This window comes from Pyxidicoccus caerfyrddinensis, assembly GCF_010894405.1.
In the GTDB taxonomy this organism is placed as follows: domain Bacteria; phylum Myxococcota; class Myxococcia; order Myxococcales; family Myxococcaceae; genus Myxococcus; species Myxococcus caerfyrddinensis.
The window spans coordinates 32,390-59,310 of the sequence record NZ_JAAIYA010000028.1 but is presented as its reverse complement, the minus strand read 5'-3'; the positions used below and the strand labels follow the sequence as shown (position 1 = coordinate 59,310).

Genomic DNA, 26,921 nt, shown 5'->3' with positions numbered 1-26,921 from the left:
CTCACCAGAAGCCCTGCTCCCGCAGGAGCGCCGCCAGTGGCCGCGCTCCCAGCCGGTACGCGTCGAAGAGCTGCCCGGCGGCCGCCCACGTGGGGTTGGCCCAGGTGCCCGCGCCGCAGAGGAGGAGCGAGGACCTCAGCTCCTCCGCGGAAGCGAACTGCGCGTGCTCGAAGGGCAGCGGGTTCTGGCTGGCGAGGAACATCTGCCGCGTCCCCAGCTCCCGCATGCACGCCTCCACCCACTTCGGGTGCAGGCCGTTGGCGAGCTCGTCCGCAATGGCGAAGTCCTCATTCACATCCAGGTAGTAGAGGAAGGACAGCAGCCGCTTCTGCCCGAAGCCCAGCTCCGCGTGTGACAGCCCTCCGCCGTCGCCGCGCGTGAAGTGGAAGCCGAACCCGCCGAAGCCCACGCGCCCGCCGTTCTCGAACGAGCGCTTCTCCTGCACCTCCACGCGGAACGTCCCCGCCTTGAAGCCCGCCAGGGACACGAAGCGCGCGAGGAAGCTCCGCTCCATCGCGTCGTGCCGGAACACCAGCACGTCCGGCGGCGCCTCGCGCTCCACCTGCTCTCGCAGCCACCCCGGCATCCACGTGGGCAGCGCCATCAGCCCCAGGGGGAAGACCTCTCCGTCCCGCACCTCCATGGCGTAGCGGATGCCGCCGATGCGCTCGAACATCCCGAGCGCCTCGTCGAACCGCTGCGGCGCCAGCAGGAAGGTGCGGCGCAGCAAATCCTTGAGCCGCTCCTTCATGTCCCGGTCGATGTACTGCGCCGTCATGAAGAGCAGCGTCCACACCGAGCGGTCCAGCAGCGACCAGTGCATGGTGCGCGACCATGCGGACTCGCCGTCCACCTTGCAGTCGATGCCCGCCTCGTCCGCGCGCATCACCAACCTTGAAGCGGGGGACGTGAGCTTGAGGTCCACCTCGATGCGGGGGTGGAGCCCCGACGTGCCCGTCTGCGGCGTGCGCAGCGGCAGCAACTCAGAGCCCTTGCGCGGCGGCTCGGACGGGTCTGGCGTTGCGGCGGTCTGCTCGTTGCGGACGAAGACGTGGAGCTTCATCCCCGGAAAGGTCAGGTCGTATTCCAGTGAGAAGGTCTCATGGACGAGGCTGGAGAAGTCCGAGCCGACGACGGTGGAGATGAGCTCCAGCAGCGTGGTCCTCCCGGTGCCGTTCTCTCCCAGCACCAGGTTGAGCGATGGGCTGAACACCAGCTCGGTGCCGGGGGTGACGCTTCGGTAGTGATGGACCACGAGCCTCGTCAGCTTCATCGTGCCGACAGCATGGCCACCCCGGACGGCAGGGGGAACACTTCCGTGACGTCGAGTGTCCAGTCCGCGCTTCGCCCGCGAGGGCAGGCGCCGCGAGCTCCGCCTCCGGGGTAGGGTGGTGTCTCCTCCAAGCGGCGCGCGGTGCCATCCGCCGCCGGAAAGGTTCGGTCGGGACATGGACTACCGGAAGCTGTTCCAGGTGCTGGTGATGGGCGGCGCGCTGGTCGGAGGCGCCACGGGCTGCAACCAGGGCAATAAAAGCAATGAAGACCGCTCCGGCAGCACCGAGGGCACGGGCGGCTCCGGCTCCGCGGATGCGGGAACCCACGACGCGGGCACCGCGAAGGCGGGCGGCGGCGGCGTGAAGGGCTGGTGACGCACCGGCCCGTGCCATGACGCGGTGCGAGCCCGCGTCGAAAGTGTGGAAGGTCCACGTCGCGTCGCTACACTCCGCCCGCTCTTCAGCCCAATGGGTTGAGAAAGGACGAAGTGAGGACGATGAAGAACCTGGCCCTCGGATGTCTGCTGTCCGCGCTCGTGGCCCTCGTGGCCACGCCCGCGGCCGCCCAGCTCGAGCTCCCCGCCCCCAGCCCCTCCGCGAAGGTGATGCAGCGGGTGGGTGTCACCGACATCTCCATCGACTATTCCAGCCCGGGGGTGAAGGGCCGCAAGATCTGGGGAGACGTCGTGCCCTTCGACAAGCCGTGGCGCACCGGCGCCAACGCGGCCACGAAGATTACCTTCAGCCGCGACGTCACCTTCGGTGGCAAGGCCGTGCCCGCGGGCACGTACTCCATCGTCACCCTGCCCTCGCAGAAGGGCTGGAAGGTGATGCTGAACAAGGAGCTGGGCCTGTGGGCGACGCCCGCGCCGTACGTGGCCTCCAACGACGTGGCCACGGTGGCCGCCACCACCACCGAGATTCCGAGCCGCGAGCGGCTGACGTTCATCTTCTCCAACACCACGGACGACGCGACGTCGCTCGACCTGGAGTGGGAGAAGCTGCGCGTCTCGGTGCCCATCCAGGTGGACTCGGCCGCGCACGCGAAGGCCAACATCCAGGCGGCGGTGGACGGCTGGTCGCGGATGCTCGCCAACGCGGCCCGCTACATGGCCGACACGCAGAAGGACCTCCCGGGCGCGCTGAAGCAGGCGGACGCGTCCGTCGCCGTCCAGTCCAACTGGTACAACCAGTGGATTCGCGCCGACATCCTCGGGCGCATGGGCAACTACGCCGAGGCCCGCAAGTCCGCGCAGGCGGCGTGGGATCTGGGCCAGAAGGACAAGAACTTCTTCTTCCGCGACCAGGTCTCCAAGGCCCTCGCGGATTGGAAGAACAAGTAGCAGCCCCCAGGCTCGCAGGCCGGGAGCCCCTCAGCGCTGGGGGGCTCCCCTCGCGAGCCGGCGGTACAGCGCCTCGTAGCGGTCGATGGCGGGGCCGAGCTGGAAGCGCTCGAGCACCACCTCCCGCGCGCGGCGCGAGAAGGCCCGCCAGCGGGCCGCGTCCTGGACCAGGGTGAGCACGTGCCCGGCCATGGCCGTGAGGTCACCCACCGGCGCGAGGAAGCCCGTCTCGCCATGGGTGACGAGCTCAGGGATGCCGCCGATGTCGCTGGCCACCACGGGGACGCCGCAGCTCAGCGCCTCCAGCGCGGCCAGGCCGAAGCTCTCCTGCTCGCTGGGGAGGAGGAAGACGTCCGCCGCGGCGAGCAGCTCCTCGAAGCGGTCCTGCTTGCCCAGGAAGGCGACGCGGTCCTCCAGGCCCAGTCCGCGGAGATGGCGCTCGGCGGACGTGCGCTCGGGGCCGTCGCCAATCATCACCAGCCGGGCGGGGCGCTGGCGGTGGACCTCGGTGAAGATGCCCACCACGTCGGTGATGCGCTTCACCGCGCGGAAGTTGGAGACGTGGATGAGCACGGGCTCCGGCTCGCGCAGGTCCGGGAAGAGGGGCAGGAGGCAGGCGCGGTTCCGCCTCGGTGCGTAGCGCTGCGTGTCCACGAAGTTGAAGATGACGTCGATGGGGACGCTCTCGGGGATGTCGAAGCCCTTCCACGTGGCGCGGCGGAGGAAGTCCGAGGGCGTCGTCACCGCGTCGCTGCGCAGGATGGAGAAGCGCGTAATCGGCAGGTAGCTGGGGTCGATGCCCACCAGCGTGGTGTCCGTCCCGTGCAGCGTGGTGACGATGCGCGGTGCCTTGTCGCCCAGCACCTCGCGCGCCATCCACGCGGCCGTGGCATGGGGGACGGCGTAGTGGACGTGCAGCACGTCGAGGCGCTCGTAGCTGGCCACCTCAATCATCTTGGAGGCGAGCGCAATCGGGTACGTGCTGGAGTGCTGGAGCGCCGGGTAGTCGCTCTCCGTCACCTCGTGGAAGTAGACCTTGCGGCTGGTGCCGTGCAGGCGCACCGGCAGGTCCTTCGCGATGAAGTGGACGCGGTGGCCCCGGTCCGCCATGGCGAGGCCAATCTCGGTTGCCACCATGCCGCTGCCGCCGAAGGTCGGAAAGCAGGTGATGGCTACGTTGAGCGTGTCAGTCATCGGCGTTGGGGGAAGAACAGGGGGCGCGCGAAGCTATTCCGGCGGAAGTGCTCCACCGGGTCTGCCAGTCCCAGCGTCTCGCGGACGACATACGGCTCGCCGTACGCCACGCCCACCTGCGCGCCGTAGAAGGCGTCCCGGGCTTCCAATGAAGAGAGGGACAGCGGTGAGCCCACCAGCGTGGGAGGCGCGTCCGGGCGGGGCTGCACCTGGCTCGCGTAGCAGCGCACGGCGGCCCGCTTCTGCTCGTACACGGAGGACACGTCGACGACGAAGCTCGGCTCGGTCAGGTGGCGCAGCGGGTAGTAGAGCACCTGCCTCGGCGTGAAGGGCGCGCCGGGGGGCTCCGCCTCGAATTTGCGGACTCCGGCGAAGAACAGCGCGCGCGTCACCAGCGTGCTGGTGGCCTCGTGGTCCGGGTGACGTTCCTCCTCCCAGGGGACGACGACCAACTCCGGGCGCAGACGGCGGAGGACTTCCACCACGCGGGCCACGGCGGCGGTGCGCGCACGCTCGGGCTCGGGAGCTTCGAAGCCGGCCCACGGATTCACCCAGCCATCCGGCAGGCCGAGGTTCTCCCGGAGGGACAGACCCAGCGCGCGGGCGGCGGCGTCCGTCTCCTGGGCGCGTGTCTCGGGCGTGCCGCGTGAGCTCTTCTCGCCACGCGTCAGGTCGATGATGCCCGTGCGGTAGCCCTGGCCCGCCATGCGCGCGAGGAGGCCGCCGCAGAACAACTCCACGTCGTCGGGGTGCGGGCCGAAGGCGAGGACGTCGAGGCCGTAGGACTCGCTCATGGCGTCAAATCCCGGAGGTCACCGGAGAAGGGCACGCAGGCGTCGAGCACCTGCTTCGTGAAGGCGCGCGTGCCGATGCGACAGGCGAAGGAGGGCATGGCGAGGACGCGCTCCTGCGGCTCGCCATTCGGGGTGAGGTACGTGCGCACGCGGTCCACCCGCTCGGCGGCGACGCTGTCTCGCCGGGCCAGCGCGCGGGCGTACCGGCCCGTGAGACGGGACACGGCGACACGCACGGTGCCCCGGGTGCGCTGGAGCGCGTCCTGGAGCGTCGAGTCCACCGCGAGCATCGGGTCATTCAAGCGGTCCAGCTCCGAGGCGAAGGCGCCGAAGAGGCGGGCCTCCAGGGCTTCGGGGGACTCGAGCGGCTGCGTGGCGTCGCGTGCGGCCAGGCGCGTCAGCAACTCCTCGCGCGGCGTGCCCACCTCGTCGGGCTGGAGGCCCAGCTTGCCGAGCCACCGCCGGGTGCGGTCATCGAGCACGCGGAAGCGGGCGCGCGGTACTACGAGCGGCATCGGTAGACCCGCGTGCGCGTAGAGCGGGGCGAGCTGCGCGAAGTAGGCCACCTCGCCCGGGCCTCCGACATACGCCGCCGTGGGAAGCCACGTGTCCTGCAAGAGGGGTCGCAGCAGCGCGGACGTGGTGAAGCGGAGCGGCTCCCGCTCCAGCCAGCCGAGCAGCTCGGCCGTCGTGACGGTGTGCCCCGCCGGGTGGCCGACGAGGCTCCAGGTGTCGGGTCCGCTGGGGTCCAGGCGGTAGCGCGGGCCGTCGACGCCGTCCGGTGAGAAGAAGCCGAGCGGTGAGCCAGGGCGGATGTGGACCTGCTCAGCGAAGCCGGCGTCGGTGAGCGCCCGCACCCGGGCGGCGAGCGCGGTGGAGATGGCCTCCGCCTCCAGGATGGCGCGGCGGTGCACGGGCGCGGCGAGCGGCGCGAGGCGGGCATCCCTCGGGTCGAGGAACACCAGTCCCTCCTCGGCGAACACGTGCGAGAGCACCTCGGTGAAGGCCTCCGCCAGCGTCGCCTCGGGGCGGTAGGCGCGCTCCAGCATGGCCAGGTGCTCGTGCGCGTGCGGCTCCTCACCCAGCTCGGCGCGCAGCGTGGCGAGCGCGGCGGTGACGCTCGGGCCCAGGTGACGGTGGGCGATGGGCACTCGCGAGGCGGCCGCGTCGGGAAGGTCCAACGCCAGGCGCAGGGGACCGCCGGTGGGGCGGGGGATGAAGCAGTGGTCGACCTCCGGCAGGTCGTGGTCCTCCGTCTGGAGCCAGAAGACGGGGACGCAGGGCCGGCCCGTCTCTTCCGTGAGCGCGCGGGCCGCGGTGATGGCGGCGGCGGCCTTGTAGAGCGTGAAGAGCGGGCCGAGGAACAGGCCCATCTGCTGTCCCGTCACGACGGCCACGGTACCTGGGCGTGACAGCAGCTCGAGGTTGCGCTCGCGGGCGGGACTGGGGGCGAGGCGCGCGTTGCGGGCCACGAGCACGTCGAGCAGTGCCGGTGACACGGTGCGCGACGCGGCTGCGGCCACGGCCTCGGCGCGCGCGGCCGGGTGGCGGAAGCGGTCGGGGAGGAAGGAGAGCGCTCGCGCATCTCCACGGAGCCACACGGCAGAGAACGAGGACGTCACGGGGCGGGCTTGATAACAGGTCCGGTGTGGACGGGCACGGCAACGGACACGCACGCCGCGCACTTATTCCCTGGCCAATCGCGTCAATGACGATTGCGGGCGATTGAAGGTCACGCGCGCGGGTGCGAGTGCCTTGTTATAGGGTCCGCCCGAATGCGGAACCTGCTCGGCTTGGGAATGGCGTTGGTCATGAGTCTTGGAGTCGGGTCGACGGCCCTCGCACAGGCGCCACGACAACCCCATGCGGGAGAAATCGCCGCGGGGCTGCGACGGCTGGGGACGACGGGGAGCGTGCTCTACGTGGCCGCCCACCCGGACGACGAGAACACGCGCTTCCTCGCGTATCTCGTGGGCGAGCGCGGCCTGCGCGCGGGCTACCTCTCCCTCACGCGCGGTGACGGCGGGCAGAACCTCATCGGCACCGAGCAGGACGCGATGCTCGGGCTCATCCGTACCTATGAATTGCTCGCGGCGCGGCGCATTGACGGAGCCGAGCAGCTCTTCACCCGGGCGCGCGACTTCGGCTACACGAAGAGCGCGGACGAGGCGCTGAAAATCTGGGGCCACGACGAGGTGCTGGCGGATGTGGTGCTCGCCATCCGCCGCTTCCGGCCGGACGTCATCGTCACGCGCTTCACCACGAAGCCGCCGAACCACGGGCACCACACCGCGTCCGCGCTCCTCGCGGCGGAGGCCTTCACCGCGGCCGCCGACCCCAAGCGCTTCCCCGAGCAGCTCTCCGAGGTGAGTCCCTGGAAGGCGGACCGGCTGCTGCACAACACCTCCAACTGGAGCCTGCCCGCCAACGCGGACATGTCCGGCTACCTGAAGGTGGACGTGGGCGGGTACGACGCGCTGCTCGGGCGCTCGTGGGGAGAGATTTCCGCGGAGAGCCGCAGCCAGCACAAGAGCCAGGGCTTCGGCGTGCCCGCCGAGCGTGGGCCGCTGCTGGAGTACTTCTCTCCGCTGGACGGGACGCGCCCGAAGGCGGACGTGTTCGAGGGGCTGGACTTCACGTGGAAGCGCTGGAGCGGCGCGGAGGCCGTGGCCCGCGCGGTGGACGAGGCGCAGAAGGGCTTCGACGTGCGCGCGCCGCATCGCAGCGTGCCCGCGCTCGTCCGCGTCCATGATGCGCTGACGTCCCTGCCGCAAGACAACCCGTGGCGGGCCATCAAGCTGCGCGAGACGGAGGAGCTCATCGCCGCGTGCGCGGGGCTGTTCCTGGAGGCGCGCGCCACGGAGCCCTCGGCCGTGCCGGGCTCGCAGGTGGAATTGAGCCTGATGGCGCTGAACCGCTCGCCCGCCGCGCTCCGGCTGGTGAGCGTGACGCTCCCTGGAGGGGAGTCCGTGGCCGCCGGCTCCGAGCTGGCCGTGAATGCACTGTTCAAGCTGACGCGGAAGGTGGCCCTGCCCCAGTACGCGGCCATCACCACGCCGTACTGGATGCGCAGGCCCGTCACGGGCGGCCTCTACACGCTGGACGAAGCGGACCGCAAGCTCACCGGCAGGCCCGAGGGCGACCCCGCGCTGACGGTGACGTTCGTCTATGAGGCCAACGGCCGGCGCTTCGACGTGACGCGGCCGGTGGTCTTCGTGTGGACGGACCCCGTGCGCGGTGAGCTGTATCGCGCCTTCGAAATCGTCCCCGCCGTCACCGCGACGCTGGAGCGGGACGTGCTGATGTTCCCCAACGGTGAGACCCAGCCCGTCTCCGTGGTCCTGGCCGCGGGCCGCGCGGACGTCAGCGGCAAGGCCCGGCTGGACGTGCCCGAGGGCTGGAAGGTGCAGCCCTCGGAGGTGCCGTTCCAGTTCGCCGCGCGGGGGGACGAGCGCACCGTGGTCTTCCAGGTGACGCCGCCGAAGGGGGCCACGGAGAAGGTCCGGCTGCGCGCCGTCGTGGAGAGCGGAGGGCGCTTCGAGTCGTGGCGCGTCCGCACGGTGGCGCACGAGCACATTCCGCCGCTCGCGGTGCGCCAGCCGTCGGAGGCGACGCTGGTGCCCTTCACGCTGGCAACGAAGGTGAAGCGCCTGGGCTACATCCCCGGGCCGGGCGACCGCGTGGCGGAGAGCCTGGCGGCGGTGGGCTACGAGGTGACGGTGCTTCCCGAGGAGCGGCTCGCCGGGGAGAAGTTGGAGCGCTACGACGCCATCCTCGTCGGCGTGCGCGCCTTCAACGCCAACCCGCGCCTCGCCGTGCACCGCGAGCGGTTGCTCAAGTACGTGGAGGGGGGAGGGCGGCTGGTGGTCCAGTACAACACCAACAGCCGCGTGGGCCCGCTCACCACCTTCGTCGGTCCGTACCCACTGGAGATTGGCCGGGAGCGCGTGACGGACGAGACGGCGGCGATGAAGCCCGTCACGCCGAACGAGCCGCTGCTGCGGACTCCCAACGCGCTGTCCGCCGCGGACTTCGAGGGCTGGGTGCAGGAGCGGGGCCTCTACTTCGCCTCCACGTGGAATGAACACTACCGGCCCGTGTTCGCGATGAACGACGCGGGTGAGGCGCCACTCAAGGGCTCACTGCTCGTCGCCCGTCATGGCAAGGGCGTCTTCGTGTACACGGGGCTCGCCTTCTTCCGTCAGCTCCCCGCCGGTGTTCCCGGCGCCTACCGCCTCCTGGCGAACATCCTCGCGCAATGAGCACCCCTGGTCCGTCCCTGGAGAAGTCCCCCGCACCCCGGCCCGAGATGGATGATGCGCCGCCGCTGCTCGGCTCGTGGCGCAACATCTACTTCGTGGTGCTCGGCACCTTCGCTCTGCTCGTCGCCCTGTTCTGGGCGCTCACCGAGGCGTACTCGTGACATTGCTCGACTGGTTGGTCCTCGTCGGGACGACGGCGTTCATCGTGGTGTGGGGGCTGTGGAAGGCCCGGAGCGCCCACACCACGGAGGACTACCTGCGTGGGGCCCGCGAGCTGAAGTGGCCCACCATCGGCCTCTCGGTGATGGCCACTCAGGCCAGCGCGATTACGTTCCTCTCCGTCCCCGGGCAGGCCTACGAGGACGGGATGCGCTTCGTGCAGTTCTACTTCGGGCTGCCGCTCGCGATGGTGCTCATCAGCGCCGTCTTCGTGCCCATCTACTACCGGCTGAACGTCATCACCGCGTACGAGTACCTGGAGTCGCGCTTCGATTTGAAGACGCGGCTGCTGGGCGCGTTCCTCTTCCTCATCCAGCGCGGGCTGGCGGCGGGCATCACCATCTACGCGCCCTCCATCATCCTCTCCTCCATCCTCGGCTGGCCGCTGGAGCCCACGGTGGTGGCCATGGGGGCGCTCGTCATCCTCTACACGGTGACGGGCGGCTCCAACGCCGTCAGCCAGACGCAGAAGCAGCAGATGGTGGTGATGATGGGCGGCATGGTGGTGGCCGCCCTCGTCATCATCTGGCGGCTGCCGGAGCACGTCTCGTTCGGCAAGGCCGTGGACGTGGCGGGCGCCTTCGGCCGGATGAACGTGGTGAGCTTCGATTTCAATGTGCAGGACCGCTACAACTTCTGGTCCGGCATCACCGGCGGCTTCTTCCTATCGCTGTCGTACTTCGGCACGGACCAGTCGCAGGTGGGGCGCTACCTCACCGGGCGCTCCATCTCCGAGAGCCGGCTGGGGCTGCTCTTCAACGGCGTGCTGAAGATTCCGATGCAGTTCCTCATCCTGTTCGTCGGAGTCCTCGTCTTCGTCTTCTACCAGTTCAGCACGCCGCCCCTGCTGTTCAACGAGCCGCTTCGCGAGCGCGTGCAGGGTACCGCGCAGGCCGGTGAATTCGCCGCCGTCGAGGCGCGGTGGGAAGAAGCGCAGTCCGCCAAGCGGGCCGAGGTGGAGCGCTTCCTCGCGGCGCGCGAGGCGGGGGACGCGGCCGCCGAGTCCACGTCACGAGAAGCGCTGCGGGGCGCGGCGAAGCACGCCAATGACATCCGCAAGGAGGCCAAGGCGGTGGTGGCCCGCGCGCTGCCGGGCGTGGAGACGAAGGACTCGGACTACATCTTCATCGGCTTCGTGAAGCGCTGGCTGCCCAGCGGCCTGTTCGGGCTGCTCATCGCCGTGATTCTCGCGGCGGCGATGAGCTCCATCGCCAGTGAGCTGAACGCGCTGGGCGCGACGACGACGGTGGACTTCTACCGCCGCGTCTTCCGCCCGAATGCGTCGGACCGGCACGTGCTGGTGGCGTCCAAGCTGTTCACCGTGTTCTGGGGCCTGGTGGCGGTGAGCTTCGCCACGTTCGCGTCGCTGCTCGACAACCTCATCCAGGCGGTGAACATCCTCGGGTCCATCTTCTACGGGACGGTGCTGGGCATCTTCCTGGTGGCCTTCTTCCTCAAGCACGTGCGCGGCCATGCCGTCTTCGGTGCGGCGGTCATCTCGCAGGCCACGGTGATTGGCCTCTTCCTGCTCAGCGACATCGGCTACCTGTGGTTCAACGTGATTGGCTGCGCGCTGGTGGTGGTGCTGGGGCTGTTGCTCCAGGCCGTGCTGCCTCGGCAGGCGGAGCCGATTCCCGCCCCGGGTGCGTGATAGCTTTTCTCCCATGAGCCTCGTCACCCAGGGTCGTGAGCCTCGGCGGCAGATGGTGCTCCGGCCCCAGTCCGGGTCGAAGCAGGTCGTCACCGCCATTCATGCCTCCGCCGTCACGGTGGAGACGGGCGGTCGCTCCGAGCCCGCCCCCCGCGTGCCCGCGACGCGGATGACGTTCATCATCCACGTCCAGTCCGTCTCCCCCGAGGGCGACGTGCGCTACGACTTCACGCTCGACGCGGTGGACCTCCTCGTCCAGCCCGGCACGGCCGAGCAGAACGTGGACGCCATGCGCGACAGCCTGGCCTTCCTGCCGGGCCTCACCGGCAAGGGCACGGCGGGGCGGCGGGGCAACACGCTCGACCTCCACCTGCCCGCCAGCCTCGCGCCCGAGCGCCGCAAGGAACTGAAGGAGCTGGCCACGGCGCTCCAGTTCGTCGGCAACCCCTTCCCGCAGGAGCCCATCGGCGTCGGGGCCCGCTGGGAGCAGCCGCTCTACGGCTCCGGCCCCATGGCGGCCAGCGGCTCCGCCAGCTTCGAACTGGCCGCCGTCGACGGTGAGCGACTCACCACCCGCTTCCTCATCCAGCAGACCTCGCGCGAGCAGCCCGTACCGCCGGAGTACCAGACGCGTGCGGATGGTGGAGAGCGGATGATGCTGCGCTCCCAGACGAAGGGCGAGACGCTGTTCCGCCTGGACCGGCTGTGGCCCACCCGCAGCGAGATGGAGATGCGCGTCCAGGCCGACCTGTCCTCCGACAAGGAGGACCCACCACGGCGGATGCGCATCGTCACCGACGTGAAGATTCGCCTGGAGGAGCAGGAAGGCTGATCCCACCCCGCACGTTGGCAGGGGACAGCCGTTCAGGGGGTGAAGCAACTCTGACCCCCTCTTCTCCGATAAACTCTCCAGAGAGACGCGCGGGCTCCAACTGGGGTCGGGGCCCGTGTATTCATTCATCCGCCATGCGCGGATAGTGCGCGGAGTGGGGGTCATGAGAATCAACGAGGGCGGAACCCGAACCACGGGAACTGGCGAGGCAGGTGGTTCCGGTCAGAACTCGGCGGCCGCGGAGGCGGAGCGCGCCGCGCGCGAGGCACAGCGCGCCGCGGAAGAGGCCGCTCGCGCCGCGGCGGAAGCGGCCCGGGCCCAGGCGGGGCAGGCAGCCCAGGCGCAGGCCCGGGCAGAGGCCGCGGCGAAGAAGGCCCAGGACGCCCTGAAGCAGGCCCAGACGGCGCTCGCGCAGGCGCAGAAGCAGGGCGCCCCGAAGAGTGAGCTGACCCGCGCCGAGCAGGCCGTCGCGCGCGCCAACACCGCCGCGCAGCAGGCCGCCACGTCCGCGAGGAACGCCGGCAACCGCGCGTCCAACGCCAGCTCCTTCGTCCCCGCGCCGCCCCTCGCCGCGCCGCCCACTCAGCGCCAGCCCCCCGCGGGCCCGCCGGGCGTCACCCCTGGCTACACCAAGGACCAGGCCGCCAAGGACGCCACCGAGCTGTACCGCGCCATGAAGGGCGGACTCACCGGCTGGGGCACCGACGAGGACGCCCTCTTCCGCGCGCTGGACAAGAAGTCGCCGGGGGACATCGCCCTCATCCGCCAGTCCTTCAAGGAGCACTACAACCTTGACCTGGACAGCACCATCCGCGAGGAGCTGAGCGGCGACGATCTCACCCGCGCCAACAGCATCCTCTCTGGCAACAAGGGCAACGCGGGCGCCGCCGCCATCCAGCAGCAGACGGGCTGGTTCGGCGACAAGGACGCCATCCTCAAGACGCTGCAGCAGGCCAGCCCCTCCGAGCGTCAGTCCATTGCCCGCTCCTTCCAGCAGATGTACGGGAAGGACCACAAGGACATCCAGGCCTCCTCGCCCGAGGAGTTCATGCGCAAGGCGCTGGAGCCGAGCCTCAACGGCGCGCAGAAGACGCAGCTGAGCAGCCTGCTCGCCACCACCAGCGCCACCGCGCCCGCGCAGGTGAACCAGCTGGAGGCCAGCGCCGCGCGCTCCAAGGTGAATGACGCGCTCCAGGGCTTCTTCGGCGCCGACAGCCAGAAGGTCTTCGACACCATCGAGGGCCTGCCGCCCGAGCAGAAGAAGATCCTCCTCGCGGACACCGCCCTCCAGGCGGAAATGCAGAAGAAGCTGTCCAAGGAGGACTACACCCGAGCCCGCGGCATGCTGGAGGGCAACCCCGCCGCCGCCGACGCCGCGAAAATCAACAGCGCGACGCAGGGGTGGTTCGGCGCGGACAAGAGCGCCATCATCGACGTGCTCAAGAACACGAAGCCGGAGGACCTGCCCGCCCTCAAGGCGGAGTTCCAGAAGCAGACCCACCGCTCGCTGGAGAGCGAGGTGCGTGGCTGGGGCGGCAACGACGCCGCCGTGGGCCTGAGCTACCTCAACCCGCCGGCCGCCAACGACAAGGCGGGCCAGGCCCGCGCGGACGCGGAGCGGCTGCACCGCGCCATGGACGGCGCGGGCACCGACGAGGCGGCCCTGCGCGAGGTGCTGGGCAACAAGTCCAAGGCGCAGATCAACGACATCACCACCGCCTACCGCGACCTCTACAAGAAGGACCTGCGCTCGGACCTGACGTCGGAGCTGGGCGGCCGCGACAAGTTCGAAATCGTCGACCAGATGTTTGATTTGGGCGCGGTGGACATGAACGCGCCGGACGCCGCCCAGCAGCAGGTGGCGCGCCTGCGGGCCCAGCAGAAGTTCGAGCAGAGCGGCGGCCTGGGCGTCATCGACACGATTCAGACGTGGACGAAGGGCGAGTCGGACTCGGCGCGCCTGGAGCGCAACCTGGACGCGGCGGAGACGGCCATCTCCTCCGGCAACACGGACGCGGCCAACCGCCGCGTGGGCTACTCCACCGACGACGTCAAGGACGTGCAGGAGACGAAGGACAGCACCGCGGACATGGCCGCCACGGCCGCCGTGGTGGTGGTGACGACGGCCGCGGTGGTGGCCACCGGCGGCGCGGCCACGCCGCTCGCCGTCGCGGGCTACGCGGCGCTGGGCGCGGGCACGCGCGTGGCGACGCAGGCGTACTTCAAGGGCGACTCGCTCGGCACCGACGGGCTGATGCAGCAGGGCGCGCTGGGTGCCGTCGAGGGCGCCACCGCTGTGATTCCGGTGCCCAAGGGCCTGGGCGGCGGCTCGGTGGCGGCGGTGGAGGGCGCGGAGCAGGTCGTCAAGCAGACCGTGGCGCAGCGGCTGAAGGGCGCGGCCATCCAGGGTGCGTGGGAGGGCGGCATCGGCGGCGCCACCGGCGGCGCGGCGGACCAGGCGATGCAGAGCGAGACCTGGCAGAACGGGCTGATGCCGGGCCTGGCGCAGGTGGGCAACCGCGCGGTGCGCGACGGCACCATCGGCACCGTGTTCGGTGCGGGCACCAGCGTGGGCATGGACAGCGCCATGCAGGGCGCGTCCCGCATGGCGCGGCCGCGCGAAATCCCCGTGGTGCACAACCCGGACCTGCCGGGCAACACCACGCGCGTGCGCTACGACAACGGGCGCGTGCACATCGAGGCGGGGCCTCACGCCACGCCCGCGCAGATTCAGTCGCACCTGGAGACGGCGCGCGCCCTGCAGAAGTACGAGGGGCCGATGGGCCAGATTCGCCAGCTCAAGGACCGCATCACCCAGGCGATGACGGGCCGGCCCGGCTTCGGTACCCAGGGCTTCGAGTCCCAGCTGGAGGTGAAGAAGCTCAAGGGCATCCTCGGCGAGCTGGAGGGGATGCAGCAGCGCATCGACGACCGCATCCGCGCCACGGCCGGCAAGCCCGACGCGGCGACGGTGGCGGAGCGCGCGTCGCTGGAGAAGGAGATTGCCAACGTGGAGGCGCAGCTGCGCATCCACGAGGTGCAGGTGCACTCGCTGGACGTCGGCCGCGGCTACGTGGCCAAGTTCGACAAGAACACCGAGCGCGTCTTCGCCGGCCACGTCGCCGAGCTGAAGCAGATTGAATCCGGCCTCGGCGCCCTGCGCCCGGACGAGTCCTCGCTCACGAAGCTCATCGACCACGCGGCGGACCTGAAGGCCACCGGCCGGCTGGAGGGCATGGACGACTGGATTCGCGCCACCTCGGCCCAGGCCGGCACGCGCGATGACCTCATCCAGCGCATGGCCGAGCTGAACCGCGCCGTGCAGCAGGCCGAGACGCTGCCCGCCGGGCAGCGCATCCGCCTGGACGGGTCGGGCTCCGGCCCGTTCAACCTGAAGCTGGAGGCGGCGGGTCCGGCTCGCACGCCGGGTGCGCTGGAGCAGACGACGCGCGCGGCCTACGCCACGCCGGAGCAGCGCGAGGCGTTCGACATCTGGGCGGCGCGCACGTCCAGCAGCGGCGCCAACGTGGAGACGGTGCTCGGCCGCATGCCGGAGGCCGTGCGCAACAAGCAGGTGAACGACATCGCCGCGGACGTCGCGGCGCTGCGCTCGCCCAGCCGCGCGCGGCACACGGAGAACCTGCTGGACCCCATCAACCCGCAGCTGGCCCACACGGTGAAGAACGGCAACATCACCGTGCACTACGAGGCCCGGCCGCCCGACGCGCACGAACTGGCGCAGGCGCAGAAGCTCGCGGCGGCGCGGGGCGAGGAGGTGCACATCTTCGGCGACGACGCGGCGGGCCGCTCGTACCCGGGCATCGACGGCACCATCGGCAACCCGAAGCGGCCCATGCAGCTCAAGTTCGTCCCGGCGAGCACGGACGTGTCCGCGGCCCGCTCCATGGCGCAGGGCGCGCTGGAGCATGCCCAGCACACCGGCATGAAGAACGTGGAGGTCTTCATCGAGGTGGAGGGCAAGACGCGCGCGCAGGTGGCCGCCGCCTGGAATGGACCGTTGAAGGGCAACAGCCCGCCGCCCCTGGGGCCGACCCTCGACGGCAGCTCCGTCAAGCGCATCGAAATCCAGGCCGCCGACGGCAGAATGGAGGTTGTGTTCGACCCGGCGACCGGGGCCTACTCGTTCAACAACCTCTGACGGAGACCTGAAGAATGGCTGGCCACTTCATCGACTGCTTTGCGCCTGGCGTCGGCCCCGAGGCCGCGGCGGACCGCATCGCAGCGGCGCTCTCCCGCGTGCAACGCAAGGTGCTCTCGCGCCAGCGGCTCACGCCCGGGGGACAGGCGCCGGTGGCCGGCCCGGGCACGCTGCGCTGGCGCGTCCAGAAGCTGCGCGACGATGGCGGCAGCTTCCTGGTGGTGGAGGAGACGGGGCCCGCGCGGTGGGACCTGGCCTTCTTCCGTGCCCTGTCCGCCACGGTGGGCGGCATCGTCGTGGCGCGCGAGCACTACAGCCGCGAGGAGCGCCGGGGGCTGGCCACCTTCCTCTTCGGTCGCACCATGGAGGTGGCCGCGCGCGATATGCAGCAGGGCGCCACCACGCTGGGCGGCACCTCGCTGGAGCAGCTCATCGGCACCCGCTCCGTGGATGACGTGTACGAGGCGCGCTTCGCCGAGCTGAGCAACACGCTCGCCTTCCGGCTCCGCGAGGGCACGGTGCTCGCGGCGGAGGACTGGCAGGTGTCGCCGCCCGTGGAGCGCTTCGCGGCGGAGAAGCCGGCCGCGCAGAGCTGGGCCTTTCTTTCCAACCTCGAGGCCGCGGCCTGGAAGCAGGCGCTGGCGGCGGGCGCGGCCAAGGGCTGGGAGTGGCGGACCGCCACCGTGCGGGGTGCCTCCTTCGTGGAGCTGCGCCGCGACGGGGCCTTCGACGAGGCGGACGTGGCGGGCCTCTCCGCGAAGGTGTCGGCGGTGGTGACGGCGCTGGAGGTGCGCGGCGCGGGCGAGCCCTTCCGCTGGTCCGAGGCGGAGAAGGGCAAGGTCGTCGAGCGCGGCACCGGCAGCGGCGCGCAGGAGCTGTTCAAGGTGCTCTACCGCGCGGCCACGTTGGTGGGCGAGGGCCCTGGCATGGTGTTCGGCCGCGGTGCCGAAGGCTGGACGCTCGCGCGATGAGCCCGTCCCGCCCATTCGAGGTCCGAGGGGACGAGGGCTTCGTCGTCTCCGATGACCCTGCTCGCATCGACCTGGATGTCGTCCACGGCTACCTGTCTCGCTCCTACTGGAGTGAAGGCATTCCCCGGGCGACGGTGGAGCGGGCCGTCCGCAACTCCCTCGTCTTCGGGCTGTACGCCGGGGACCGGCAGGTGGGCTTCGCGCGCGTCATCACCGACCGCACGACCTTTGCCTACCTCTGCGATGTCTTCGTCCTGGAGGAGGTCCAGGGGCAGGGGCTCGGCAAGTGGCTGATGGAGGCGGTCTCCACCCATCCGGACCTGCAGGGACTGCGGCGGTTCATGCTCGCCACACGTGACGCGCATGGCCTGTACGAGCGCTACGGGTTCCGCCCCCTGAAGAGCCCGGAGCGCTTCATGGAGCGGCACGACCCTGACGTCTACCGCCGCTCCTAGTCCTCAGTGGCTCGTTATTCGCATCACCCGCGGCCCGGGAGGTTCACCGTGGAGCGCATCCAATCAGTCACGGGCCACCGGGAGGACGGACGGGCCGCATGCGTGGTGTGCGAGGCCACGCTCGAAGGCTCGCGGTGTGGCCACTGCGGCGCGGCCGTGGCCCCGGGCGGCTACCGCGTGCAGCGGGTCATCTCCCAGTCGGTGCACGGGCGCGTGTACCTCGCGGTGGGCGCGGATGGCCGTGGCGTGGCGCTCAAGGAACTGCTCTTCGCGCTGGTGCCGGGCACGGAGCAGCTCGACGCCTTCGAGCGCGAGGCCGCCGTGCTGCGCTCGCTGAGCCACCCGGACATCCCTCGCTTCGTCGCGAGCTTCAAGGAGGGCAGCGGCGTGGGCACGCGGCTGTACCTCGCGCAGGAGTTCCTGGAGGGCGAGTCGCTCCTCCAGCGAATCGAGCGCAAGCGCCTGGACGAGGACGAGGCGTGGACGCTGGCCTCGCAGGTGCTGAAGACGCTCCAGGCCCTGCACCAGCGCACGCCCGCGCTCATCCACCGCGACGTGAAGCCGGCCAACCTCATCCTCCGCCCGGACGGACGCGCGGCGCTGGTGGACTTCGGCGCGGCCCGGCACCTGGCGCGGGACGTCACGCACGGGGCCACCCTGGTCGGCACCTTCGGGTACATGCCGCCGGAGCAGCTCGGCGGGACGGTGGAGCCGTCGAGTGACTTGTACGCGCTGGGCGCCACGCTGGTCCACGCGCTCAGTGGCCGCATGCCGGCGGACCTGCTCGACGACGGGCTGGCGCTGTCCTTCGAGCAGCACGTCCAGGGCTCCGCGCCGCTCCGGGCGTTCCTCCGGCGGCTGCTGGCGCAGAAGCGCTCGGAGCGGTTCGCCTCAGCGACGGACGCGCTCACCGCCCTGCGGGCCGCCCGGGCCGCGCCTCCCTCGGAGGCTGCCGGGGCCCGGAAGGGCACGGTGACCCCGCTGTCCCAGGCAGACGGAGCCACCGCGCAGCCGGCGTCCCTGGAGTCGGAGGTTCGAGCGGTGGGGGAGGTCGCCACCGAGGCCGCCCCGGCGCTCTCGAAGCGGCGCATCGTCCGCCGGGTCCTCGTGGGCGTGTCCCTGGCCATGCTGCTCGCCGGAGCGCTCCTCGCGGGCGGGCTCATCGACCAGGAGCCCGTCGTGGTGGTGGAGGACCCACCCGCCGCCGTCGTCCCCGTCCGTCCGGGGACGCCGCCCCCGCCGTCGAGGTCCGCGCCTCCGGGAGGCGGCTCGCACCGGAACTTCCGCACGCCCTGGCCGGGTGCGTCCTCCTCTTCGTCCACGTCGTCCGGCTCCCACTAGCGGGCAAGCGGCCGGGCAGCCACGCACGGGCGTGAAGGCGTGGCTCCACGCGCACAGGCCCCCGTGGCTGGCCGCCCGCGTCCGCAGGCTTCGTTCCACGGCCCGACTCGTGCTTTCATCGTCCGTAGCTGGCCCCCTGCTTGCTCCTTCCCGGGCAGGCATCTCGCGCCGCACCCCACCCCATGTCCTCAAACGAATCGGAACCCACTCCGCCCCGACCGCGGTTCCTCACGCGCGTATTCGGAGAGCTTCGCTGGACCCCGCCCGCCTGGGCCGCCTCGCTGGGCCGCGCCTCCGCGCGCACCGCGCGCCAGGGCGTCGACAAGGTCCGCCAGCGTCCCGGGCGCTTCGCCCTCTCACTCCTCGCCCTGGTGCTGCTCGTCGTGGGCGCGGATGCCGGCTACCGCTGGTACCAGAACCGCCCCAAGCCGGTGAGCTACGCGCTCTCCGCCACCAACCCTCCGCTGACGAAGCTGGAGGAGCAGTCCCAGCCGATGCCGGTGTACCTGCACTTCACCGGCTCGGTGGCGCGCCTGGAGGCCATCGGCAAGCCCGTCACGGCCGGCATCACCATGACGCCCGTGGTGAAGGGCGAGTGGCGCTGGGCCAGTGACCAGATGCTCACCTTCACCCCGGCCGAGGACTGGGCGGTGGGGCAGGAATACAAGGTCGCGCTGGACCGCACGCTGTTGTTCCCGGACCACGTCCTCTTGGACGCGTACGAGACGACGTTCAAGTCCGCGCCCTTCTCCGCGTCCATCTCCAACCTCGAGTTCTACGAGGACCCGCGCAATCCGAAGGAGAAGCGCGTGGTGGCGACGCTGACGTTCTCCCACGCGGTGGACCCGGCGACGCTCGTGCGCAACCTGTCGCTGCGGCTGGGCGAGGAGAAGCGCGGGCTGCTCGGCGCGAGCTCCGACAGCTTCCCGTTCAACGTCACCTACGACAAGCTCAAGGGACAGGCGTACCTCCAGTCGGACCTCATCTCCATCCCGCAGAACGACACGCCGATGACGCTGATGGTGGCGCCCGGCATCCGCGCTGCACGGGGCGGCGATGGCACGTCGGACCGGCAGGAGCGCCGCGTCACCATTCCCGGCATGTTCACGTACTTCCACGTGGGCGGCTCCGAGGTGTCGCTCGTTCGCAATGACCGCTACGAGCCGGAGCAGGTGCTGGTGCTCAACCTCACCACCGGCGTCTCCGAGGCGGAGCTGCGAAAGAATCTCCAGGTCTGGGTGCTCCCCAAGGACCGGCCCGCGAAGGACGGCCAGCCCGTGGTGCCCAACGCCGTGTGGAGTGATTACGGCGTGGCGACCATTGGCGAGGAGCTGCTGCCGGCCTCCGCGAAGCTGAAGCTGGACGCGGTGCCCACGGACACGACGTTCGCCACGCTGCACAGCTTCCGCGTCCAGGCGGACGTGGGGCGCTCGCTCTACGTGCGGCTCAACAAGGGCACGCAGTCCGCGGGCGGCTACGTGCTGGCCGAGCGCTACGACACCATCCTCCAGGTGCCGGCCTACCCGGAGGAGGTGAGCATCCTCCACGAGGGCGCGCTGCTCAGCCTCGCGGGCGAGAAGAAGGTGACGGTGATGTCCCGCGACGTGAAGGCGCTGCGCTTCGCGCTCGGCCGCGTGCTGCCGGACCAGCTCAACCACCTGATTACGCAGACGGAAGGGCGCTTCGCCCACCCCGAGTTCAGCTCCTACAACTTCAACGAGGAGAACATCTCCGAGTCCTTCACCGAGGTGCGCCCGCTGGAGGGCGCCGGCCGTGGCAAGGCGCAGTACGCCGCGTTCGACCTCGCGCCCTACCTCACGCCGGAGAACGCCTCGTCCTCGCGGCGCGGCCTGTTCTTCTTCAAGGTCCAGAGCTGGGACCCGGTGCACAAGCAGACCACCGGCAAGGAGGACGCGCGGCTCCTGCTGGTGACGGACCTGGGGCTGGTGGTGAAGGACAACGCGGACGGCTCGCATGACGTCTTCGTGCAGAGCCTCGGCGCCGGCCAGCCCGCGGAGGGCGTGACGGTGAGCGTGCTGGGGAAGAACGGCCTGCCGGTGGTGAGCGCCACCACGGACGTGGACGGCCATGCCGCCTTCCCGAAGCTGACGGACTTCGTCCGCGAGCGTGCGCCCATCGTGTACCTGGCGAGCAAGGGCGACGACTTCGCCTTCATCCCCGTCAACCGGTACGACCGGCAGCTCAACTTCAGCCGCTTCGACGTGGGCGGCGTGGAGAGCGGCTCCACGCCGGACCGGCTCTCCGCCTTCCTCTTCTCCGACCGCGGCCTCTACCGCCCCGGGGACACCTTCCACGTGGCCCTGGTGGTGAAGGCGTCCGACTGGAGCCGTCCGCCCACCGGCGTCCCGCTGGAGGCGGCCGTCATCGACCCGCGCGGCCTGGAGGTGCACAAGAAGAAGCTCTCCCTCTCCGCCGTGGGCCTGGAGGGGCTCCAGTACACGACGGAGGAGACGTCCCCCACGGGCAACTACCAGGTGAACCTGTACGTGGTGAAGGACGGCCAGCGCGGCAGCCTGCTCGGCTCCACCACCGTGCGCGTGGAGGAGTTCCTCCCCGACCGCATGCGCATCACCACGCGCTTCAGCGCCGAGCGCACCGAGGGCTGGGTGCCCCCGAAGGACCTCAAGGGCCTGGTGACGTTGAAGAACCTCTTCGGCATCCCCGCCGCCGACCGGCGCGTGTCCGCCGAGGTGTCCCTCTCCCCGGCGTACCCCAGCTTCCGCAAGTACCCCGGCTACCTCTTCCATGACCCGCTGCGCGCCCCGCGCAGCTTCACCGAGCGCCTGGAGGACACCACCACCGACGAGAATGGCGAGGTGGAGCTGGAGCTGGGCCTGGAGAAGTTCGAGAAGGCCACCTGGCGCGTGTCCTTCCTCGCGGAGGGCTACGAGGCGGAGGGCGGGCGCGGCGTGTCGTCCGAGGCGTCGCTGCTGGTGTCGCCGTTGCCGTACCTCGTCGGCTTCAAGCCGGACGGCGGCCTGTACTACCTGAGCCAGGGCTCCTCGCGCTCGGTGGACTTCATCGCCGTGGACCCCACGCTGAAGAAGCTCGCCGTGCAAGGACTGAAGGCGGAGCTCATCGAACAGCGCTGGGTGTCCGTGCTCACGCAGCAGTCCAACGGCACGTACCGCTACCAGTCCGTGCGCCGCGACATCACGGTGCGCACGCGGGATTTGCCCATCGCCGAGGCGGGCTTCAAGTACGCGCTGTCCACCGAGCAGCCCGGTGACTTCGTGGTGGTGGTGAAGGACGCGGAGGGCACCGAGCTCAGCCGCGTGGAGTACTCCGTGGCGGGCCAGGCCAACCTCACGCGCGCGCTGGAGAAGAACGCGGAGCTGGAGGTGAAGCTCGCGAAGCAGGACTACGCGCCGGGCGACGACATCGAGCTGAGCGTCAAGGCGCCCTACACCGGCGCGGGCCTCATCACGATTGAGCGAGACCGCGTCTACGCCTGGAAGTGGTTCAAGGCGGACGCCACCAGCACGGTGCAGACCATCCGCCTGCCGCCGGGCCTGGAGGGCAACGGCTACGTCAACGTGACGTTCGTCCGCGCCATGGACTCGCAGGAAATCTTCATGAGCCCGCTGAGCTACGGCGTGGTGCCGTTCTCCGTGAGCCGCGATAGCCGCGCGCTGCAGGTGACGCTCACCAGCGCGGACAAGGGCCGCCCGGGTGAGCCGTACCGCATCCGCTACCGAGGCAACCGCGCCGGCAAGGTGGTGGTGTTCGCGGTGGACGAGGGCATCCTCCAGGTGGCCGGCTACCAGACGCCGGACCCGCTGGCGCACTTCTTCAAGAAGCGCGCGCTGGAGGTGCGCACCGGCCAGATTCTCGACCTGCTCCTGCCGGAGTTCTCCGTGTCCAGGGCCGTGTCCGCCATGGGCGGCGACGACGAGGGCGCGGCCGCGATTGGAAAGAATCTCAACCCCTTCAAGCGCAAGCGGGACAAGCCGGTGGCGTACTGGTCCGGCGTCGTGGACATCGACGAGACGGAGAGAGACCTCGTCTACAACGTGCCGGACTCCTTCAACGGCGAGCTGCGCGTCATGGCCGTCGCCGTGGGCACAGAGTCGGTGGGCTCCGCCAGCAAGCGGACCATCATCCGCGGGCCGTTCGTGATTACGCCCAGCGTGCCCACCTTCGTCGCGCCCGGGGACGAGTTCAACGTGGGCGTGGCGGTGGCCAACAGCGTGGAGGGCTCCGGCAAGGGCGCGAAGGTGACGCTGGAGCTGAAGACGTCCGAGCACCTGGAGGTGCTGGACGAGGCGAAGCGGCCGCTCGACATCGACGAGGGCCGCGAGGCGAGCACGACGTTCCGGGTGCGGGCGAAGTCGGTGCTCGGCTCGGGGACGCTGGCCTTCACCGCGTCCATGGGCAAGGAGCGCGTGAAGCAGTCGGTGGACCTGAGCGTGCGGCCCGCGGTGCCCTACCTCACGTCCGTGGCGGGCGGTCACCTCAAGGACGGCAAGGCGGATGTGGCGGTGTCCCGGAAGATGCACGGGGCCTACCGCACGCTGGAGGTCAGCGCGTCGCCGCTGCCCCTGGGCCTGGCGCGCGGCCTGTCCACGTACCTGGAGAAGTACCCCTACGGGTGCACCGAGCAGCTCGTCAGCCGCGCCTTCCCGGCGGTGGTGCTGAAGGGCCGGCGCGAGCTGATGGGCCAGGGGCCGCAGGTGGCCGAGGCCTCCTTCGCCGCCGCGCTCCAGACGCTGCGCACGCGGCAGAACGAGGAGGGCGCCTTCGGCCTGTGGGCGGCCAATTCGTACGCCCCCACGCTGCCGAGCATCTACGCGCTGCACTTCCTCACCGAGGCGAAGGAGCGCGGCTTCGCGGTGCCGCCGGAGGTGCTCAACCGTGGCCTCACGTGGCTGACCGTGCTGGTGAATCACACGCCGTCGGACCTGAGCCAGGCGCGCAACATCGCGTATGCGCAGTACGTGCTCACCCGCAACGGCAAGGTGTCCCGCCCGACGGTGGTCTCCCTGCGCGATTGGCTGGACACGAATGCCGCGGAGGCCTGGCCCACGGACCTGACGGCCGCGTACCTCGCGGCGACGCACAAGCTGCTCAAGCAGGATAAGGAGGCCGACGCCGCGCTGAAGAAGGTGCGCGTGGGCACGCCGCAGGAGTCGGACTACGCGTCGCTCTATGACGGGCTCGTCTACGACTCGCAGGTGCTCTACCTCCTGTCGCGCCACTTCCCGGAGCGGCTCAAGGCCGTCACCGGCGACATGCTCGTCGGTATGTCGCAGCCCATCACCCAGGAGCGCTTCAACACGCTGTCCTCCGCGTACGCCATCCTCGGCCTGGAGGCGTATGCCCAGGCGCTGGGCGCGCAGGGGATGCCGTCGCGCAGCGGGGCAGCCATCCTGGAGAAGGTGGCGGACTCGCTCCGTCCGCTCACCCTGCCGGACGGCCTCTTCCCGCAGGTGGCCTTCTCCGAGCAGGCCACCGGCGTGCGCGTGCAGAGCGCCTCGGACGCGCCGCTCTTCTTCCAGGTGACGCAGGCCGGCTACGACCTGGAGGTGCCCACGCAGCCCATCGTCCAGCGGCTGGAGGTGCAGCGCGAGCTGCAGGGGCTGGACGGCAAGGTGGTGACGGAGGTGCCGCTGGGTGGCGAGGTGGAGGTGCACCTCAAGCTGCGCGCGGTGGGCGACAACATCTCCCACGTGGCCATCACCGACCTGTTGCCCGGTGGCTTCGAGGTGGTGATGGAGAAGCCGGCCGCGCCCTCCGAGGAGGAGTCCGAGTCAGAGGAGTCCTCCGAGAGCTCCGAAGACGCGTCCGACGAAGGGGAGGGCGAGGAGTCGTACTACCAGGAGCCCGAGCCCGTCGCGGGCAGCTGGGTGCCGCCGGTGGGCAGCGACCGCTCGTCGTTCTCGCCCGAGTACGTGGACGTGCGCGAGGACCGGGTGGTGCTCTACGGCACGGTGGGCAACACCGTCACCGAGTACATCTACCGCATCAAGGCGACCAACACGGGCGCGTTCGTGATGCCGCCGGCCTTCGCCGAGGGCATGTATGACCGCGGCGTGCGGGCGCGCTCGGTGGGCACGAAGGTGACGGTGCGCACGCCGTGAAGCGTCGCGGGTTGCGCCGGTGGCTGCTCGCGGTGGTGGGGCTCGCGGTGCTGTACGCCGCGGTGCCCCGGCCGCCGCTGCGCGAGGAGCTGGGCTTCTCGCAGGCGGTGTTCGACCGTGAGGGGCGGCTGCTCCGGCTCACCCTGTCGCCGGACGAGAAGTACCGGCTCTGGGTGCCGCTGGAGCGGATTCCCCCGGTACTGGTGGAGGCCACGCTGCTCCACGAGGACCAGCACTTCCGCGAGCACATCGGCGTCAACCCCGTGGCGCTGGTCCGCGCCGTGTGGAGCACGTACCTGGCGCGCGGGCGCCGCATGGGCGGCTCCACACTCACCATGCAGCTGGCCCGCATCCGCTACGGCATCGAGTCGCGCACGCCGGGCGGCAAGCTGTGGCAGATGTTGCGGGCGCTGCAGTTGGAGTGCACCTACTCCAAGGACGAAATCCTGGAGGCGTACCTCAACCTCGCGCCGTATGGCCGCAACGTGGAGGGCGTGGGGGCGGCCAGCCTCGTCTACTTCGCGAAGGACGTGGAGCGGCTGACGCTGGCGGAGGCGCTCACCCTGTCCGTCGTCCCGCAGAGCCCCGCGCGCAGAGACCCGGGGAAGGACGCCGGTGCGCTGACGGCGGCGCGGCTGCGCCTGTTCGAGCGGTGGCTCGTGCTCCACCCGGAGGACGCCGAGCGCCGGACGCACCTGTCCCAGCCGCTCCCGGTGCGCACGCCGGAGGAATTGCCCTTCCTCGCGCCTCACTTCGTGGGCCGGGCGCTGCGGGCCAGTCCCGTGGGCTCCAGCGTGAAGAGCACGTTGGACCTCTCCATGCAGAGGCTGCTGGAACGTCACGTGCGGCAGTACGTGGAGCGGCGGCGCGAGGTGGGCATCCGCAACGCGGTGGCGATGCTGGTGGACTGGCGCACGCTGGAGGTGCGCGCGGCGGTGGGCTCGGCGGACTTCTTCGACGTGGGCATCGACGGGCAGGTGGATGGCACGCAGGCGAAGCGCTCGCCGGGCTCGGCGCTCAAGCCCTTCATCTACGGGCTGGGCTTCGACCAGGGGCTGCTCCACCCGCGCACCATGCTGAAGGACGCGTCCACCGGCTTCCGAGGGTATGACCCGGAGAACTTCGACGGCGAATACGTGGGGCCGCTCGCGGCGGAGGAAGCGCTGGTGCGCAGCCGCAACATCCCCGCGGTGGCGCTGGCGAAGCAGCTCCGCGCGCCCGGGCTGTATGGCTTCCTCCGGCAGGCCGGCGTCACGGGCCTGCGCGAGGAGTCGTACTACGGCCTGTCGCTCGCGCTGGGCTCGGCGGGCGTGTCCATGGTGGAGCTCACGGAGCTGTACGCCATGCTCGCCAATGGGGGCGTGCTCCGCCCGCTGCGGCTGTCCGTGGATGCGCCCCGCGACGAGGGCGTGCGGATGCTGAGCGCCGAGGCCAGCTTCATGGTGCTGGATGCGCTGGCGAAGGGCCCCAGGCCCGCGCAGTCCTTCCGCGCCGAGTGGGCGCGGGACACGGTGCCGGTGTCGTGGAAGACGGGCACGTCCACCGGCTTCCGGGATGCGTGGAGCGTGGGCGTGGTGGGGCCGTATGTCGTCGCGGTGTGGGTGGGTAACTTCGACGGGCAGCCCAACCCGGCCTTCGTGGGACAGACGGCCGCCGCGCCGCTGATGTTCGAGGTGGTGGACTCGCTGCGCTCGAAGGACTCGGACGTGCGGCGTGTGCACCCATCCCCGCCGCCCGGCGTCAGCCGCGTGCAGGTGTGCGCGCTGTCCGGCGGCATCCCCGGGCCACACTGTCACCGCAAGGCGAGCACCTGGTTCATCCCGGGCATCTCGCCCATCCGCGCCTGCGACGTGCACCGCGAGGTGCTGGTGGACACGCGCACGGGCCTGCGGACGTGCGCGCCCGGGCCTTCCACGCGCGCGGAGGTGTTCGAGTTCTGGCCGTCGGACCTGCTGCGCCTGTTCCAGAAGGCGGGCATGCCCCGGCGCGTGCCGCCCGCCGAGGACGCGACGTGCGGGCTGGAGCAGCGCGCGAGCGAGGGCACCGCGCCGCAAATCACCACGCCGGAGGAAGGCGTGGACTACAACCTGCGCGTGTCCGCGACGGCGCCGCAGACGGTGCCGCTGGCGGTGGTGACGGATGCGGACGTGCGGCGGGTGTTCTGGTTCGTGGACGAGCAGCTCGTGGGCACCGCGCCGCGCGGCGAGCCCCTGCACTGGGCTGCGCGGCCGGGCACCTACGTGGTGCGCGCCGTGGATGACCAGGGCCGCTCCGACGCGCGCACGCTGACGGTGCGCCTGGTGCCTTGAGGACGGTGGCCCGGGG

The 26,921-nt window shown here is 70.7% G+C and carries 16 protein-coding genes; 12 read left to right on the top strand and 4 right to left on the bottom strand.

Translation table 11 applies throughout. From position 1 onward, the window contains the following. Position 1: 1 nt before the first annotated feature. Positions 2–1,273 carry an AAA family ATPase gene (locus G4D86_RS43045; RefSeq protein WP_164000555.1) on the bottom strand — a complete coding sequence of 424 codons (1,272 nt, stop codon included), beginning with the start codon at positions 1,271–1,273 and terminating at the stop codon, positions 2–4. 175 nt (positions 1,274–1,448) lie between these two features. On the opposite strand from G4D86_RS43045, the gene G4D86_RS43040 reads away from it, so the two are divergent. Both G4D86_RS43040 and G4D86_RS43035 read left to right on the top strand, forming a co-directional pair. Continuing rightward, positions 1,449–1,649: a hypothetical protein gene (locus G4D86_RS43040; RefSeq protein ID WP_164000553.1), complete on the top strand. Its 201-nt coding sequence runs from the start codon at positions 1,449–1,451 to the stop codon at positions 1,647–1,649. A 122-nt stretch (positions 1,650–1,771) separates the two neighbouring features. Beyond that, positions 1,772–2,617 (top strand): DUF2911 domain-containing protein, encoded by an 846-nt coding sequence (locus tag G4D86_RS43035; RefSeq protein WP_205520305.1) that lies wholly within the window; start codon positions 1,772–1,774, stop codon positions 2,615–2,617. Between the two features lie 30 nt (positions 2,618–2,647). Here the strand turns inward: G4D86_RS43035 and bshA are convergent, their stop codons facing one another. From bshA to bshC, 3 genes are read right to left on the bottom strand one after another with little or no spacing between them, the layout of a single operon-like run. Then, positions 2,648–3,811, bottom strand: coding sequence for an N-acetyl-alpha-D-glucosaminyl L-malate synthase BshA (gene bshA / locus G4D86_RS43030; RefSeq protein WP_164000549.1), 1,164 nt, complete (start codon positions 3,809–3,811; stop codon positions 2,648–2,650). Then, positions 3,808–4,605: a bacillithiol biosynthesis deacetylase BshB1 gene (gene bshB1 / locus G4D86_RS43025; protein WP_164000547.1), complete on the bottom strand. Its 798-nt coding sequence runs from the start codon at positions 4,603–4,605 to the stop codon at positions 3,808–3,810. The genes bshA and bshB1 overlap by 4 nt, the downstream gene beginning before the upstream one ends. Further along, complete coding sequence (gene bshC / locus G4D86_RS43020) at positions 4,602–6,227, bottom strand: bacillithiol biosynthesis cysteine-adding enzyme BshC (RefSeq protein ID WP_164000545.1); 1,626 nt, start codon at positions 6,225–6,227, stop codon at positions 4,602–4,604. The genes bshB1 and bshC overlap by 4 nt, the downstream gene beginning before the upstream one ends. Positions 6,228–6,380: 153 nt before the next feature. Here bshC and G4D86_RS43015 point away from each other — a divergent pair, with 153 nt between their 5' ends. The 10 genes from G4D86_RS43015 to pbpC all read left to right on the top strand — a co-directional run bounded on the left by G4D86_RS43015 (position 6,381) and on the right by pbpC (position 26,905). Then, complete coding sequence (locus tag G4D86_RS43015; protein ID WP_164000543.1) at positions 6,381–8,867, top strand: PIG-L family deacetylase; 2,487 nt, start codon at positions 6,381–6,383, stop codon at positions 8,865–8,867. Continuing rightward, on the top strand, positions 8,864–9,028 hold the full coding sequence (locus tag G4D86_RS52360) for a hypothetical protein (RefSeq protein WP_205520303.1): 165 nt from the start codon (positions 8,864–8,866) through the stop codon (positions 9,026–9,028). Before G4D86_RS43015 ends, G4D86_RS52360 begins: the two co-directional genes overlap by 4 nt. Then, positions 9,025–10,737 carry a sodium:solute symporter family protein gene (locus tag G4D86_RS43010; RefSeq protein WP_164000541.1) on the top strand — a complete coding sequence of 571 codons (1,713 nt, stop codon included), beginning with the start codon at positions 9,025–9,027 and terminating at the stop codon, positions 10,735–10,737. Before G4D86_RS52360 ends, G4D86_RS43010 begins: the two co-directional genes overlap by 4 nt. 13 nt (positions 10,738–10,750) lie before the next feature. Next, positions 10,751–11,569 carry a hypothetical protein gene (locus G4D86_RS43005; RefSeq protein WP_164000539.1) on the top strand — a complete coding sequence of 273 codons (819 nt, stop codon included), beginning with the start codon at positions 10,751–10,753 and terminating at the stop codon, positions 11,567–11,569. Between the two features lie 163 nt (positions 11,570–11,732). Further along, positions 11,733–15,728 carry an annexin gene (locus G4D86_RS43000; RefSeq protein ID WP_164000536.1) on the top strand — a complete coding sequence of 1,332 codons (3,996 nt, stop codon included), beginning with the start codon at positions 11,733–11,735 and terminating at the stop codon, positions 15,726–15,728. Positions 15,729–15,742: 14 nt separating this feature from the next. Beyond that, positions 15,743–16,699, top strand: coding sequence for a hypothetical protein (locus G4D86_RS42995; RefSeq protein WP_164000533.1), 957 nt, complete (start codon positions 15,743–15,745; stop codon positions 16,697–16,699). After that, positions 16,696–17,154, top strand: a complete 459-nt coding sequence (locus tag G4D86_RS42990; RefSeq protein ID WP_164000531.1) for a GNAT family N-acetyltransferase — start codon at positions 16,696–16,698, stop codon at positions 17,152–17,154. The genes G4D86_RS42995 and G4D86_RS42990 overlap by 4 nt, the downstream gene beginning before the upstream one ends. Before the next feature lie 48 nt (positions 17,155–17,202). Next, positions 17,203–18,495 (top strand): serine/threonine-protein kinase, encoded by a 1,293-nt coding sequence (locus G4D86_RS42985; protein ID WP_164000528.1) that lies wholly within the window; start codon positions 17,203–17,205, stop codon positions 18,493–18,495. A gap of 182 nt (positions 18,496–18,677) precedes the next feature. After that, positions 18,678–24,596 (top strand): alpha-2-macroglobulin, encoded by a 5,919-nt coding sequence (locus G4D86_RS42980; RefSeq protein WP_164000526.1) that lies wholly within the window; start codon positions 18,678–18,680, stop codon positions 24,594–24,596. After that, a complete protein-coding gene (gene pbpC / locus G4D86_RS42975) occupies positions 24,593–26,905 on the top strand; it encodes a penicillin-binding protein 1C (RefSeq protein ID WP_164000525.1) in 2,313 nt (770 codons plus the stop codon). The genes G4D86_RS42980 and pbpC overlap by 4 nt, the downstream gene beginning before the upstream one ends. The last annotated feature ends 16 nt before the right edge of the window (positions 26,906–26,921 follow it).